We start from the raw sequence: 13,385 nt of genomic DNA, 5'->3' as shown, positions 1-13,385 counted from the left end.
CAGGGGCGACGGAGGCGGGGTCAGACGGCTTCACGCGTCGGGTGCGGCGAGCGGGTCGTCCGCGACCCAGAGCTCATCGTCCGCGCGCAGCGTCTGCCATGCGGCGTAGAGCACACCGACCGCCGCGGCAGCACCGAGGATGATCGCGATGATGGAGCCCAGGCCGGGGCCCGACTTCTGCGGCGCGGTCGCCTTGCGCACCTTCACGGCGACGCCGTGACGCTTGGCGTTGGCGACGTCCCACGCGGTGAGAGCAGTACCGACCACTCCGCCCACGATCGGCACGAACTTGTCGTCGACGACGTGCTTGCCGATCTTCACGCCGCGGTCGACGACCGGGGCGACACGGCGGTTGTACGTGTCCTGGATGACCGGCACGACCTGCTCACGATTGAGGTTGCCGAGCTGACGGCCGGCCTCACGGGCGACATCGGCGGCGTGACCGACGAGCACCTGCTGGTTCTCCCAGAGCTGGTTCGCGTCGTTCTGAAGACGACGCAGTTCCTTCTTCCGCTTGCGGCTGAGGCTCACGATGCTCTCCTGTCCATTGGAGTACGGGTTCCCCATCTTGCCACGAGAGGCTGGAAGCCGGGCGGGAATCGCCCGCCCCTTGCTTATTCGACCGAACAGGGGTAGTCACCACGGCCAACTCACCGGAAGTTCTGCGAGAATGTTGACATGGCTCACGCTTCTCATGTCGCAACCCTGCACACCAACCACGGTGACATCGTCATCAACCTCTTCGGTGACCACGCCCCGAAGACGGTCAAGAACTTCGTCGGCCTGGCCGACGGCACCCAGGAGTGGACCGATCCCGCCACTGGCAAGCCCGGCGAGGGACCTCTCTACAAGGACGTCATCTTCCACCGCATCATCCCGAACTTCATGATCCAGGGCGGCGACCCGCTCGGACAGGGCGTCGGCGGCCCCGGCTACAACTTCGACGACGAGATCAACATGGAGCTCAACTTCAACGAGCCCTACATCCTCGCGATGGCCAACGCGGGCCTGCGTCGCAACGCCATCACGGGCAAGCCCGAGGGCACCAACGGGTCGCAGTTCTTCATCACGACCGACCCGACCCCGTGGCTGCAGGGCAAGCACACGATCTTCGGCGAGGTCGCCGATGACGCCTCCAAGGCCGTCGTCGACGCGATCGGCGCTGTGCAGACCGGTGCGGGCGACCGACCCGTCGAGCCGGTCGTGCTGCAGTCGATCGACATCGTCGCGGCCTGACGACAGCTGCGGCCGATCCGGATGACCACGCCTGAGTTCACGAGCAATCGCGACAACTTCTGCTACCGGCATCCGGATCGGCAGAGCTTCGTGCTCTGCCAGCGGTGCATGCGCACCATCTGCCCCGAGTGCCAGACACAGGCGCCCGTGGGCGTCATCTGCCCGGAGTGCATGAGCGCCGATCGCAAGAACCGCACTCCCGCGCAGAAGAAGGCGGCACGACGCTGGCGCGGCGGCGGCGCCACCATGGCGATGACCCGCGGCGGCAAGCCGGTCGTGACCTACGCGCTGCTCGCGGTCACCTCGTTCATCGGCCTGCTGCAGCTGATCCCCGGTATCGGCGAACAGATTACCGCTCAGCTGCTCTTCGCGTCGCCGTATCTGTATCCGAACCTCTCTCCCCTGCCCTTCGAGCCGTGGCGACTGCTGACCGCCGTCTTCGCCCACGGCGGCTTCATCCACCTCGCCCTCAACATGCTCGCGTTGTGGATGCTCGGGCAGAGCCTCGAGCCCATGCTCGGCAGGGTCCGATTCCTCGCCCTCTACCTCATCAGCGGGCTCGGCGGCTCGGTCATGGTCGCGGTGCTCGCGCCGCTGACCTCGACCGTCGGCGCCTCCGGCGCGATCTTCGGCCTGATGGCCGCCCTCCTCATCGTCGGGCGGCACCTCGGCGCCAACGTCACGGGACTTCTCGTGATCCTCGGCATCAACTTCGTCTACGGCCTGGTCTTCGGCGGCGGACGGATCTCCTGGCAGGCGCATCTCGGCGGCGTGCTCATCGGGGCCCTCGTCGCCTTCATCTACGTCAAGACGAAGCGCCGAGAACAGCGCACCCTGCAGATCGTGCTGCTGTCCGCGGTGGTCATCCTGTTGATCGTCGTCGTGGCGTTCGTGCCGCCGCTCATCCTTTTGTCCTGATCCCGAGTTGTTAACAGGGTTGTTAACCCCTGTGAATAACACCGGTGTAATTCTCCCCAGGCTGTGGATGGACCTGTGGATAACTTTCGCTCCAGGTATGAGAAAGGCCCTCTCGCGATGCGAGAGGGCCTTTCTGGAAGAAGGGGGGGAGGGTCAGCGCCAGCGGGTGGTCATGAGGAAGCCGATCAGCGCGATGCCGAGGCCGATGGCCAGGTTCCAGTTCGACAGACCCGGGATCGGGTACTGCATGCCGGAGATGTAGAAGACCAGGATCCACACGAGGCCCAGCAGCATGAAGCCGATCATCACCGGCTTGAACCACACGGCGTTGGGAGCGGCCTCGCCTTCGGCGCGCTCGACGGCGGGTTCTTCAGTCTTGCGGTCACGTGCCATTCCGTCATTGTACCCATCAGAGCTGTCCTCCGCCGAGGCACATATGCCCGCACAGACGGGGAGGCCTCGGCGTCCGCCCAGCGTTCCCGGATATGATCACCGCATGACTGCATCCGTCGTGCCTGGGGGGCGACGTCCGCGGCGGCAGCGACCACGCTCTCGCGCGACGTTCGCGAGTGTACTCGGCGAGCTCCTCCTCACCGCCGGCGTGGTGGTCCTCCTCTTCGTGGCCTGGCAGATGTGGATCGGCGACATCATCATCAGCGCCCAGAAGAACGATGAGGGGGCCGCTGTCTCGCAGGCCCTCGCACAGGCCGAGGCACCAGAGCTCCCGCCCGTCATCGAGGGTGAAGACGGTGTCACCACATACGTCCCGCCGGTCCCCGCAGCTCCGGCCGATGCCCAGTGGTTCGGACAGATGCACATCCCTCGATTCGGCGCGGACTACAACTTCGGGATCTTCGGGGGCACGAGCCGCGCACGCACCCTGGATCAGCAGGGCATCGGGGTCTACACGAACTCGAAGATGCCCGGCGAGGTCGGCAACTTCTCTCTCGCCGGACACCGCACCACCTGGGGCAAGCCGTTCAACCAGCTCGACAAGCTGCAGCTCGGCGACGCGATCGTCGTGGAGACGCCCGACGGCTGGTACACCTACCGCTTCCGCACCCTCGAATACGTGAAGCCCACGCAGACGGACGTGCTCGCGGATGTGCCGCAGATGCCGGAGCAGCAGACCGGAGAGCAGTACATCACCCTCACCGCCTGCTCCCCGCTCTACTCCCTCGCCGAGCGCATCGTCGCCTACGGGGTCTTCGAGGGCTTCCAGCCGCGCGCTGAGGGCCCGCCGACCGCTCTGACCGACCCGCCGCCCCCGCCGGCCGCACCATCGGTGTGATCGTGGACGTCGACAAGGGAGAAGACTGATGTACGCCGCAATCTGGCGCCTGCTGCCCGGTCCGTGGTGGCTGCGTGTGCTCATCCTCGTGGTCGTCATCGCCGCCGTGCTCTACGGACTGTTCTGGTACGTCTTCCCCTGGGTGAGCCCGATCATCGCTCCGGGCGAGGTCGACGTCGAATGACGCGAGTGCTCGTGGTCGACAACCACGACAGCTTCGTGCACACCCTGGTCGGATACCTGAGCGAGCTCGGCGCCGAGACCGTGATGATCGAGTCCGACGCCACCGACGCCGCACAGCTCGAGCACATGCTCCCCGCATACGACGCGGTGATGCTCTCACCCGGGCCGGGCACCCCGGCCGACGCCGGTGCCTCGCTCGACGCGGTGCGCATCGCCACGCGGCTGCGCATACCGACCCTCGGTGTGTGCCTCGGGCATCAGACGATCGGTGAGGCCTTCGGGGCACCGGTGATCGCCGCGCCGGAGCTCATGCACGGCATGGTGTCGGCGGTCACGCACGACGGCTCCCCGCTGTTCGACGGCGTCCCCTCTCCGTTCGACGCGGGTCGCTATCACTCGCTGGCGCTCGCGGCGTCCGACCTGCCCTCCGATGTCATCGTGACCGCCTGGACCGAGAACGGCACAGTGATGGCCCTGGCGCACCGTGACCTGCCGCTGTGGGGTGTGCAGTTCCATCCGGAGAGCGTGCTCACCGAGGGAGGCTACCGGCTTCTGGCGAACTGGCTGGAGCTGTGCGGGGACGAGAATGCCGTGGCGCGCGCAGAGGACCTGCACCCGCTGTCGAGGTGACGGCGGGGTCGGCTCCCCGACCTGCGACCGCTATCCGGTGCAGAAGAAGATCTGCACCGACGAGCCGACGGGAACGTCACCCGGAGCCACCGACATCGAGTGGACGGTCGCCGGCTGCGTGGCCGGGCACTCCGCCGTCTCTGCCGGCACGGCGACCAGACCGAGATCGCCGAGGTTGGTCGTGGCGGCATCGACGGTCCAGCCGACGAGGTCGGTCAGCGTCACCTTGCCGCTGGCCACGACCAGGTTGATGACGGTTCCCGGATCCAGTTCGGTCTCGGCCTTCTCACTGGCGGAGATGACGGTGTTCGCCGCCAAGGCCTTGTCGTTGCGTTGGATGACGGTGCCGAGCTCGAGCCCTGCCGCCTTCAGCGCGTTCGTGGCATCGCTGAGCGCCATGCCCTCGATCTTGGGCATGACCACGGTCTCTTCGCCCGCGGAGACGTACAACGTGACCGTGGATCCCTCCTCCACCGACACGCCCGCTTCGGGGTCGGTGCGGATCACGTTGCCTTCGGCGACCTCGGAGCTCGTCTCGATCACGATCTTCGACGAGAGGTCGAGCCCTGCGAGGTCGTCCTGCGCGCGTTCCGAGGAGACGTTGACGAGGTTCGGGATGATCCGTGAGCTGCTCGACACCTCAGGGGGCCGCATGCTGATCGTGACGACCCAGAACAGCACGGAGGCCAGCAGCACGGCGAGCAGAGCCACGCCCGCCCAGATCCACGCGACCGGCGGACCGGACTGGGTTCTGGTCATGGTCGTGTCGGTGCTGAGCTGACGCAGCGACCGCGCGGTCTCCTGCGCCTGCCGCGGGCTCGCGCCGTAGAGCTCGCTGGTCAGCGCTCCGAGTTCCTTACGGGTCGGAGCGTTTCCCGTCATGGCGGAATCCAAGGCCGCGCGGAAGTGCGCGGCATCCGGGTATCGCTGGTACGGGTCCTTCGCGAGCGCGCGGAGCACGATCGGGTCGAGGGTGCGGGGAGCTTCCTCGTTCACCTCGGTCGGAGGAACGGGTGTCTCGCTGACGTGCTGGTAGGCGACGGCCACCGGTGACTCGCCGCGGAAGGGCTGGCGGCCCGTCAGCAACTCGTACAGGACGACACCGGTGGAGTAGAGGTCGGCTCGAGCGTCGACGGGCTCGCCCTTCGCCTGCTCCGGCGAGAAGTAGGCGGCGGTCCCGATGATCTGGGTGGTCTCCGCCACGGTCGACGACGAGTCGGAGACGGCTCGGGCGATCCCGAAGTCCATCACCTTGACCTGACCCTTGTCGGTCACCATCACGTTGCCCGGCTTGATGTCGCGGTGCACGACACCGGCACGATGCGAGTAGTCGAGCGCCTCGAGGATGCCGTCGACGTAGCGCACCGCGTCGGCCACCGGCACGGGGCCGGCGGAGATGATGTCCTTGAGCAGGGTGCCCTTGACGAGCTCCATGACGATGTACGGCGGCTCGTCGGAGCCGATCTCACTCGTCGACGGGTCGCCGGCGTCGAAGACGCGGACGATCGACGGATGCGACATGCGCGACGCAGCCTGCGCCTCGAGCCTGAATCGGTTGCGGAAGGCGGTGTCACGCGCCAGTTCGGGGTCGAGGACCTTGATCGCGACCTCGCGCCCGAGCGTCAGGTCATACCCGCGGTACACCTTCGCCATTCCGCCATGCCCGATGAGCTCGTCGACGCGGTACCGGCCCGCGATGACTCGTGGCTCTGTGGACACGGATGACCCCCCTGGAAACTACTCTTGCTGAAACTGAACTACAGGTTACCCGTCGGTGCCGGTGTCCCCATCGCCGGGATTCGCTGCCGCGGTGATCGTGACCGAGAGCGGCGGAGAGGCGGCCGAGGTGCGCTGGTCGCCGCCGGAGCACATGCCCTGGTAGGTGACGATGAGCTGCTGCCCCTCGGCGTCGGCGATCTTCACCTGCGTGTTGCGCTGGGTCGGCTGGAAGTTCGGTCCGCCCGAAACGAACGAGCCGTTCTGCACCGAGACGACGTAGCCGGAGAGGGTCGTGCCGCTGGGGCAGGTGAAGCCGGTGCCCCAGGAGATCGTCACCGTGGAGCCGGCGACGGGGTCACCGGTGATGGTCGGGGCATCGCTCGGCGTCGGCAGACCGGCGCGAGCGGCGTAGACCGTCAGGGTGATCGGCTGGGTGGTCTCGACGTTGCCGGAAGGCGCGACGCGGTAAACCGTGCCGACCTCGGCATCGGTGGGCGCCTGGTCGCCGTCGACGCAGGTGATCTCGCTGTTGAAGCCTGCTTCGGTCAGCGCGGCGGTGGCCGCCCCGCAGTCCTTGCCGTTCAGGTTCAGCGCGGTCACATCGACGCGGGTCACCACGGGTGTCGGAGTCGGCGTCGGCGTCGGGGTGCGGGATGCCGACGCGCTGGGCGAGGCCGAGGGCTTGTCGTCGCCGTTGCCCTGGTTCGCCAGCATCGCCCACACCGTTCCGCCGAGCACGATGACCAGCAACGCGATCAGGGCGATCAGCGGCCAGGTCCACGGGCTGCGCTTCTTCTTCTTCTCCTCTTCCGCAGCGTCCTCGGTGGGCAGCTGAGCGGTGGTGGGGAGGATGCGCGTGGTGCCGTCGTCGCCAGAAGCGTTCAGAAGCCTGGTCGCGTCGTCGCCGCCGGCGATGCCGCCGGTCGCGATGGCGGGAACGGCGATGGCCGCCGAGTTCAGATCTCCGCGACGCAGGGCCTGGGCCGCGCGTGCCACCGTCGCCGATGACGACGGACGGTCACTGGGCTTCTTGGCGATCATGGCCATGACCAGGTTCTGCACCGGGATCGGAACGGTGGGGGGCAGGGGTGGCGGCTGCTCGTTGATCTGCGCCATCGCGATCGCCACCTGCGACTCGCCGGTGAACGGACGCTTGCCTGCCAGACACTCGTACGCGACGATGCCCAGCGAGTAGGTGTCGGTCGCGGGCGATGCCGGGTGTCCTGATGCCTGTTCGGGCGAGAGGTACTGCACGGTGCCCATGACCTGACCGGTCGCGGTGAGCGGCACCTGGTCGGCGATGCGGGCGATACCGAAGTCGGTGATCTTGACGCGGCCGTCGGGCGTGATCAGCAGGTTGCCCGGCTTGATATCGCGGTGCACGAGGCCGGCGGCGTGAGCCGCCTGCAGAGCGGAAGCCGTCTGGGCCACGATGTCGAGCGTCTTGTCGGCGCTCAGCGCGCCGTCGCGCTCGAGCACGGTCGAGAGCGCCTCGCCGGGCACCAGCTCCATCACGAGGTAGGCGCTGCCGTTCTCCTCGCCGTAGTCGAACACGCTGGCGATGCCCTCATGGTTGACGAGAGCGGCGTGACGGGCCTCGGCCCGGAAACGCTCGAGGAACCCGGGGTCCCCCATGTACTCGTCCTTGAGGATCTTGATGGCGACGGTACGTCCGATGACGTGATCCGTCGCTTCCCACACCTCGCCCATGCCACCGATCGCGATACGCGACTGCAGCTCGTAACGACCACCGAACGACACACCCTGCGTCGGCCTCATCTGCCCAGCACCGCCTCTATGACCTTCTTCGCAATCGGAGCGGCGATGGTGTCGCCGCTACCTGATTGTCCCTGTCCGCCGCCGCCGTCTTCGACGACGACCGCTACTGCGACCGCGGGGTCGTTCGCCGGCGCGAAGCCGGTGAACCACAACGTGTGCGGCCTGTTTCCGTTCTCTGCGGTGCCCGTCTTACCGGCCACGTCGATCCCGTCTATTCTTGCACCCTGGGCCGCGCCCGTAGCGACGCTCGCGACCATGGCCGCGGTCACGTTGTTCGCCACGTCGGCCTCCATCGCTCGTCCGAACTCGCTGTCCTGGAACGCCTTGATGACGGAGAGGTCGTTCCCGATCACGGCGTCGACCATGCGCGGGTTCATCACGACGCCGTCGTTCGCGAGTCCGGCAGAGACCATGGCCATCTGCAGCGGGGTCGCGGTGACCTTGCCCTGGCCGAATCCGGTCAGCGCGGTCTGGGCGTCATCGAGGGCGCGCGGGTAGCTCGAGGCCGTCGAGGTCAACGGCGTGTCGAACGTCTGGTTGAACCCGAGCTTGTCCGCCATCTCGCGGATGGTGTCGTCGCCGAGCTCCACGGCGAGCTCGGCCATCGGGATGTTGCAGCTGAGCCTGATCGCCTCGGCGATGGTGACCGTCTCGCCGGGGCCGCAGGTGCCGCCCCAGGCGTTGGAGACGCGGTTCGTCGAACCGGGCAGGGTGTAGGAGATCGGGTTCGGCAGCGTCGAGTCGGGAGTCCAGTTGCCTGTCGCGTAGGCAGCGGCCGCGACGACGACCTTGAACGTCGAACCGGGAGGGTTCAGATCTCCCGCGATCGCCCGGTTGGACAGCGGTTTGTTCGCATCGGCGACCAGCTGGTCGTACGTCGCGTTCGCCGCATCCGCGTCGTGCGTCGCCATCAGGTTGGCGTCGAAACCCGGGGTCGAGACCATCGCAAGGATGCGTCCCGTCTTCGGGTCCATCGCGACGACGGCGCCCTTGAGCCCGTCGAGGGCCTCGTAGGCAGCCCGCTGCGCCGCGGTGTTCAGGGAGAGCTCCACGCTGTAGCCGCGCTGCGGCTGGCCGGAGAGGATGCGCTCGACCTCGCCGAGGAACGCGTTCGAGCCGGTGCCGGAGAGCTCGGCGTTCATGGCCTTCTCGATGCCGGTGCTCGAGCCCAGAGCCGGGTTGAAGTACCCGGTCACCGGCTCCCACATCGGGGCATCGGTGTAGACGCGCTGGAACTGGTACCGGTCGTCACTGGGCACCGAGCTGGCGATAGCGACACCGTCGACGATGATCGACCCGCGCTGGATCTCGTAGCTGTCGAGCCGGGTGCGCTTGTTGTTGCTGTTCTGGGCCAGCGCATCCGCCTCGACGACCTGGATCCAGCTGGTCGCGGCGAAGAGGGCGATGAACATGAACAGCATGATGATGCTGAGACGGCGGAGTTCCTTGGTCATGTCAGCCGATCACCACCCTGGGCTGACGGCGCACCCCGTCGGAGATGCGCAGCAGCAGCGCCACGATGAGCCAGTTGGCCACGAGGGAGGAGCCGCCCGCCGCGAGGAACGGTGTGGTCAGACCGGTCAGCGGGATGAGGCGCGTGACACCGCCGACCATGATGAACACCTGCAGCGCGATCGTGAACGAGAGCCCGGTGGCTAGCAGCTTGCCGAAGTCGTCCTGTCCCGCGAGGCCGATGCGCATGCCGCGGCTGACGAACACCATGTACAGGCAGAGGATCGCGAACAGTCCGATCAGTCCGAGCTCTTCGCCGAGGCTGGTGATGATGTAGTCGCTGTGGGCCAGAGGCGTGACCTCCGGGCGGCCCTGGCCCCAGCCGGTGCCCATGAGTCCACCGCGGGCAAGCCCGAAGAGCCCCTGCATGGGCTGGTACCCGGCGCCGTCGGGGTCGACCTGATCGGCATCGAACAGGAACAGCCAGTTGATGAAGCGGCCCTGCACATAGCTGAGGATCTGCGTCGCGAGGGCGACACCGGCGACCACGAGGGCGAGGCCGATGAGCACCCAGCTGGTCTTGCCTGTCGCGACGTAGAGCATCGCGACGAACATGCCGAAGATCAGCGTTCCCGTGCCGAGGTCGCGCTGGAACACGATGATCCCCAGCGAGATGAGCCAGACGACGAGCACGGGGCCGAGCTCGCGCATGCGGGGCCAGGTGATGCCCATCACGCGCTTGCCGACGGAGGTCAGGCTCTCGCGGGTGCGCACCAGATAGCCGGCGAAGAAGATGGCCAGGCAGATCTTGGCGAGCTCACCCGGCTGGAAGGCGAACGCGCCGCCGAGCGACACCCAGACCGCCGCGTTCGCGTCCGGGATGCGCAGGCCGGGCACGAACGGCAGCAGCAGGAGCAGGATTCCGGCGAGGCCGAAGATGTAGGTGTACCGGAACAGGATGCGGTAGTTGCGCAGCAGGATGACCACCGCGATCGCACCCGCGAGCGAGATCGCGGTCCACGCGAGCTGCTTGGTCGAGTAGGCGTTCCAGCCGGTGTTCTTGAAGGCGATGTCGATCCGATAGATCATCGCGATGCCGAGGCCGGTGAGCAGGGTCGCGATGGGCACGACGAACGGGTCGGCGTCGGACGCGACGAAGCGCAGCACGATGTGCAGGGCGAAGGCGAGAGCGGCGAGGCCGCCACCGATCGCCAGGATCATCGGGTCGATCACGCCGAGTGCGCCCAGCTGCACGAGCGTCAGGGCGGCGCCGCTGATCGCGCACGCGAACAGCAGCAGCCAGAACTCGCGGTTGCGCTGGTTCTGCGGCATCCGGATGCGCTTGAGGGCCTTGATGACACTGGTGTCGGCCGCGACGTCGGTGCTCATCCCTCACCGCCTTCGGGGGTGTCGACAGGTGTCGGCATGGGCGTGGGCAGCGGGGTCTCGATCGTGTTCGCGTCGGCACCCGCTTTGAGCCGGTCCACGATCGCCATCGCGTCGGAGAGGGAGCGCGCGGTGATCGTGCGCTCGACCGATGCCCGCTGGTACGGCGGCAGGTTCGCAAGGAGGATGTCGGTGTCCTGGATCGGGGTCGACAGCGTGATCGGTCCGATGTTCTGCTGCACGCCCTGGAAGATCACCACGCTGTCCTCGTCGGCGCCGATGAAGTAGCGCGTCTGGGTCCAGCTGTACGCGGCGAAGGCGGTCACTCCCAGCATCGCGATCACCACGAGAGCACCGGCGATCCAACCGAATCGACGGCGCTTGGCACGACGACGATCCTCTTCGATGAGCTCCTCGAGGTACTCGGGGGCCGGCTCGAAGTGGCTCGGCTCGTTCGCGGCCTGGCGCACCGGGTGCAGCCAGTTGCCGCGGGGAGGGCGCACCGGGGGCACGTACACGCCGTCGGGGTTCGAGGCCGAGCCCACGATCGTGGGCGTGCCCGAGTGGATCGGGTGCTGACCGCCGACGTCGACCAGGACGATCGTGACGTTGTCGGGCGCTCCGCCGTCGAGCGCCTGCTTGAGGAGGTTGTCGGCGGTGCGTCCCGGAGCGAGGCCGAGCTGCATGGCTTTGAGGATGTGGGGTTCATCGACCACGCCGGAGAGTCCGTCGGAGCAGAGCAGCCAGCGGTCGCCGGGTTGCGTGTGCATGACGAACATGTCGAGCTCGGGGTCGGAGTCCATGTCGCTGAGCACGCGCATGAGCACGGAGCGGCGGGGGTGGTAGCGCGCCTCTTCCGGGGTGATGCGGCCCGAGTCGACCAGGCGCTGCACGAAGGTGTGGTCGGTGGTGATCTGCGTCAGCGCGTCGTCGCGGTAGAGGTAGATGCGCGAGTCGCCGATGTGGCCGATGACCGCGTACTCGTCGACCATGATGATCGCGCTGACGGTGGTTCCGAGACCGGCGAGCTCCGGTCGATCCTTCGCGGCACGGATGAGGTCGCCCGCTGCCGTGGTGGCCGCGGCCTGCAGTGAGGCTTGCGCGTCTTCCGTCGACGCATACGGCTGGTCGAGGGGCTCCAGACGCTGGATCGCGATGCTCGAGGCGACGTCACCACCGGCGTGGCCGCCCATGCCGTCGGCGACGACGAAGAGGTTCGCTCCGGAGTAACCGGAATCCTGGTTGTTGGAGCGGACCTTCCCGGTGTGGGAGATCGCGACGCTCGAGCCTTCGAAAACCATGCTGGCGTCAGGCTCGCAGCTCGAAGGTCGTGGCGCCCACCTTGATGGGCGTGCCGAGCGAGAGGGCGACGGGCGAGCCGGAGACGCGCTGGCCCGCGACGAAGGTGCCGTTGGTGGAGTCGAGGTCCTGGATCGCCCAGCTGTCGCCGCGCAGCATCAGGCGCGCGTGGTGACTGGACGTGTAGTCGTCACGGATCACGAGAGCGGACTCACTGGAGCGGCCGATCGTGAGGGAGTCGGCGCTGAGCGGCAGCTCGAGGCCCGCCTTGGGGCCTGAGGTGATCACGAGGCGCTTGGCGGTCGCGACCGTCGCCGGTCCGGTCGACGGGCGGGCGGATGCCGGCTTCGAAACGGGGGCCGCGGGTGCACCCGCCGCCGCAGGTGCCCCTGCCGTCGCCCCGACGGGGAGCTTGCGCACTCGCACACCGAAGAGGTCGGCGCGCAGCGAGTACACGACACCGAACACGAAGAACCACATCAGGAGGAGGAACCCGATGCGCAGGAGAAGAAGGATCAGTTCACTCAACCGAGGGCTCCGAACGCTCGGGTGGCGTCATCGCCCCTGGCCGCAGGACGCGAGGGTGCGGCTACGGGGACGATGCGGAACACCAGGTCGGTGCGTCCGATCGTGATCGTCGTGTCTGTCGGGAGGGCGGCTTCGCGCAGCTTCTGCCCGTTGACCTTCGTGCCGTTGGTGGAACCGAGGTCGCGCATCATGGCGCGCTCGCCGTCCCACAGGATCTCGACGTGCTTGCGGCTCGACCCCGCGTCAGCGATCGTGATGTCGGCATCCGAGCCTCGACCGATCACGGTGCGGGCGCGGGAGATGGAGTGGCGACGACCGTCGACGTCGACCACGGCCTGCCAGCTGACGCGGCCCTCGACGGTGCCCGAGCTCACGCGCACCGTGCCGGTGGCGACCTTCTCGTCGGCTTCGAGGCTGATCGAGAGCGGGCCCGCGAAGCTGTAGCCCTGCGACGTGGCGTGCGTTGTCAGAAGAGCGTGCAGCTCGTCCGTGAGAGCGCCGCCGAGCCCGCGCATCCGCTCCGCATCGTCGGCGCTCAGACGCACCACGAAGCTGTTGGGCGCGATGATGCGGTCGCGGCTCACGACCGCGGCTTTCGTGTCGGCTTCACGCCGCAGCGCCGAAGCGATCTCCACAGGCTGGATGCCGCTACGGAAGGTCTTGGCGAACGCGCTGTTAACTGCGCGTTCGAGACCCTTCTCAAAGCTGTCAAGTAGTCCCACTGGGCTCCTCTGGCATGCCGACTGGTAGACACATCGTAGCCAGGTGTCCTGGGGGAACGCCGCCGATGGCCCTCCAGGCATGTGCAACGAGGCCGAAAACGCATGATATCTTTGGGAAGTTGAGTTCTTCGGAACGAGACACTCGCGCGAGTGGCGGAATGGTAGACGCGCTGGCTTCAGGTGCCAGTGTCCGTAAGGACGTGGGGGTTCAAGTCCCCCCTCGCGCACAGCGAGATGAAGGG

At 67.4% G+C, this 13,385-nt stretch carries 14 protein-coding genes and 1 tRNA gene; 6 read left to right on the top strand and 9 right to left on the bottom strand.

All coding sequences use genetic code 11. From position 1 onward, the window contains the following. Positions 1-30: 30 nt before the first annotated feature. On the bottom strand, positions 31-531 hold the full coding sequence (locus KY497_RS03215) for a hypothetical protein (protein WP_055871970.1): 501 nt from the start codon (positions 529-531) through the stop codon (positions 31-33). Positions 532-678: 147 nt separating this feature from the next. Here KY497_RS03215 and KY497_RS03210 point away from each other — a divergent pair, with 147 nt between their 5' ends. After that, on the top strand, positions 679-1,236 hold the full coding sequence (locus tag KY497_RS03210) for a peptidylprolyl isomerase (RefSeq protein WP_021201367.1): 558 nt from the start codon (positions 679-681) through the stop codon (positions 1,234-1,236). Between the two features lie 21 nt (positions 1,237-1,257). Next, positions 1,258-2,154, top strand: coding sequence for a rhomboid family intramembrane serine protease (locus tag KY497_RS03205; RefSeq protein WP_141385602.1), 897 nt, complete (start codon positions 1,258-1,260; stop codon positions 2,152-2,154). Between the two features lie 153 nt (positions 2,155-2,307). Here the strand turns inward: KY497_RS03205 and KY497_RS03200 are convergent, their stop codons facing one another. Next, on the bottom strand, positions 2,308-2,547 hold the full coding sequence (locus KY497_RS03200) for a cell division protein CrgA (protein ID WP_017829940.1): 240 nt from the start codon (positions 2,545-2,547) through the stop codon (positions 2,308-2,310). A 103-nt stretch (positions 2,548-2,650) separates the two neighbouring features. Between KY497_RS03200 and KY497_RS03195 the strand changes: the two genes are divergently transcribed. From KY497_RS03195 to KY497_RS03185, 3 genes are read left to right on the top strand one after another with little or no spacing between them, the layout of a single operon-like run. Continuing rightward, positions 2,651-3,445, top strand: coding sequence for a class E sortase (locus KY497_RS03195; RefSeq protein ID WP_218681947.1), 795 nt, complete (start codon positions 2,651-2,653; stop codon positions 3,443-3,445). A 28-nt stretch (positions 3,446-3,473) separates the two neighbouring features. Next, a complete protein-coding gene (locus tag KY497_RS03190) occupies positions 3,474-3,629 on the top strand; it encodes a hypothetical protein (protein WP_017829942.1) in 156 nt (51 codons plus the stop codon). Further along, a complete protein-coding gene (locus KY497_RS03185; protein ID WP_055875485.1) occupies positions 3,626-4,258 on the top strand; it encodes an aminodeoxychorismate/anthranilate synthase component II in 633 nt (210 codons plus the stop codon). The genes KY497_RS03190 and KY497_RS03185 overlap by 4 nt, the downstream gene beginning before the upstream one ends. A gap of 30 nt (positions 4,259-4,288) precedes the next feature. Here KY497_RS03185 and pknB read toward each other — a convergent pair whose 3' ends face one another. The 7 genes from pknB to KY497_RS03150 all read right to left on the bottom strand — a co-directional run bounded on the left by pknB (position 4,289) and on the right by KY497_RS03150 (position 13,143). After that, positions 4,289-5,911, bottom strand: coding sequence for a Stk1 family PASTA domain-containing Ser/Thr kinase (pknB, locus tag KY497_RS03180; protein ID WP_235563371.1), 1,623 nt, complete (start codon positions 5,909-5,911; stop codon positions 4,289-4,291). Positions 5,912-6,022: 111 nt separating this feature from the next. Beyond that, on the bottom strand, positions 6,023-7,756 hold the full coding sequence (locus KY497_RS03175) for a protein kinase (RefSeq protein WP_258185837.1): 1,734 nt from the start codon (positions 7,754-7,756) through the stop codon (positions 6,023-6,025). Next, positions 7,753-9,210 carry a penicillin-binding protein 2 gene (locus KY497_RS03170; protein WP_219869811.1) on the bottom strand — a complete coding sequence of 486 codons (1,458 nt, stop codon included), beginning with the start codon at positions 9,208-9,210 and terminating at the stop codon, positions 7,753-7,755. The genes KY497_RS03175 and KY497_RS03170 overlap by 4 nt, the downstream gene beginning before the upstream one ends. A 1-nt stretch (position 9,211) precedes the next feature. After that, complete coding sequence (locus tag KY497_RS03165) at positions 9,212-10,597, bottom strand: FtsW/RodA/SpoVE family cell cycle protein (protein WP_017829947.1); 1,386 nt, start codon at positions 10,595-10,597, stop codon at positions 9,212-9,214. Next, the gene (locus KY497_RS03160) at positions 10,594-11,895 is read right to left on the bottom strand and encodes a PP2C family serine/threonine-protein phosphatase (RefSeq protein ID WP_219869810.1); all 1,302 of its coding nucleotides are present in this window, start codon (positions 11,893-11,895) and stop codon (positions 10,594-10,596) included. The genes KY497_RS03165 and KY497_RS03160 overlap by 4 nt, the downstream gene beginning before the upstream one ends. 7 nt (positions 11,896-11,902) lie before the next feature. After that, positions 11,903-12,421, bottom strand: a complete 519-nt coding sequence (locus KY497_RS03155; protein WP_219869809.1) for an FHA domain-containing protein — start codon at positions 12,419-12,421, stop codon at positions 11,903-11,905. Then, positions 12,418-13,143 carry a DUF3662 and FHA domain-containing protein gene (locus KY497_RS03150; protein WP_219869808.1) on the bottom strand — a complete coding sequence of 242 codons (726 nt, stop codon included), beginning with the start codon at positions 13,141-13,143 and terminating at the stop codon, positions 12,418-12,420. Before KY497_RS03150 ends, KY497_RS03155 begins: the two co-directional genes overlap by 4 nt. Before the next feature lie 144 nt (positions 13,144-13,287). Here KY497_RS03150 and KY497_RS03145 point away from each other — a divergent pair. Continuing rightward, positions 13,288-13,370: transfer RNA gene (locus tag KY497_RS03145), tRNA-Leu, on the top strand. Positions 13,371-13,385: the final 15 nt, after the last annotated feature.

Source organism: Microbacterium sp. PAMC22086, from assembly GCF_019443525.1.
GTDB lineage: Bacteria > Actinomycetota > Actinomycetes > Actinomycetales > Microbacteriaceae > Microbacterium > Microbacterium maritypicum.
Note: the sequence above shows the minus strand (reverse complement) of the source record. Positions and strands in the feature narration are given on the sequence as shown.

Excerpts from the sequence above, each read along its gene's own strand:
- KY497_RS03210 (WP_021201367.1), top strand. The coding sequence starts at position 679 with ATGGCTCACGCTTCTCATGTCGCAACCCTGCACACCAACCACGGTGAC.
- KY497_RS03205 (WP_141385602.1), top strand. The coding sequence starts at position 1,258 with ATGACCACGCCTGAGTTCACGAGCAATCGCGACAACTTCTGCTACCGG.
- KY497_RS03200 (WP_017829940.1), bottom strand. The coding sequence starts at position 2,547 with ATGGCACGTGACCGCAAGACTGAAGAACCCGCCGTCGAGCGCGCCGAA.
- KY497_RS03195 (WP_218681947.1), top strand. The coding sequence starts at position 2,651 with ATGACTGCATCCGTCGTGCCTGGGGGGCGACGTCCGCGGCGGCAGCGA.
- KY497_RS03190 (WP_017829942.1), top strand. The coding sequence starts at position 3,474 with ATGTACGCCGCAATCTGGCGCCTGCTGCCCGGTCCGTGGTGGCTGCGT.
- KY497_RS03185 (WP_055875485.1), top strand. The coding sequence starts at position 3,626 with ATGACGCGAGTGCTCGTGGTCGACAACCACGACAGCTTCGTGCACACC.
- pknB (WP_235563371.1), bottom strand. The coding sequence starts at position 5,911 with ATGGCGAAGGTGTACCGCGGGTATGACCTGACGCTCGGGCGCGAGGTC.
- KY497_RS03175 (WP_258185837.1), bottom strand. The coding sequence starts at position 7,756 with ATGAGGCCGACGCAGGGTGTGTCGTTCGGTGGTCGTTACGAGCTGCAG.
- KY497_RS03170 (WP_219869811.1), bottom strand. The coding sequence starts at position 9,210 with ATGACCAAGGAACTCCGCCGTCTCAGCATCATCATGCTGTTCATGTTC.
- KY497_RS03165 (WP_017829947.1), bottom strand. The coding sequence starts at position 10,597 with ATGAGCACCGACGTCGCGGCCGACACCAGTGTCATCAAGGCCCTCAAG.
- KY497_RS03160 (WP_219869810.1), bottom strand. The coding sequence starts at position 11,895 with ATGGTTTTCGAAGGCTCGAGCGTCGCGATCTCCCACACCGGGAAGGTC.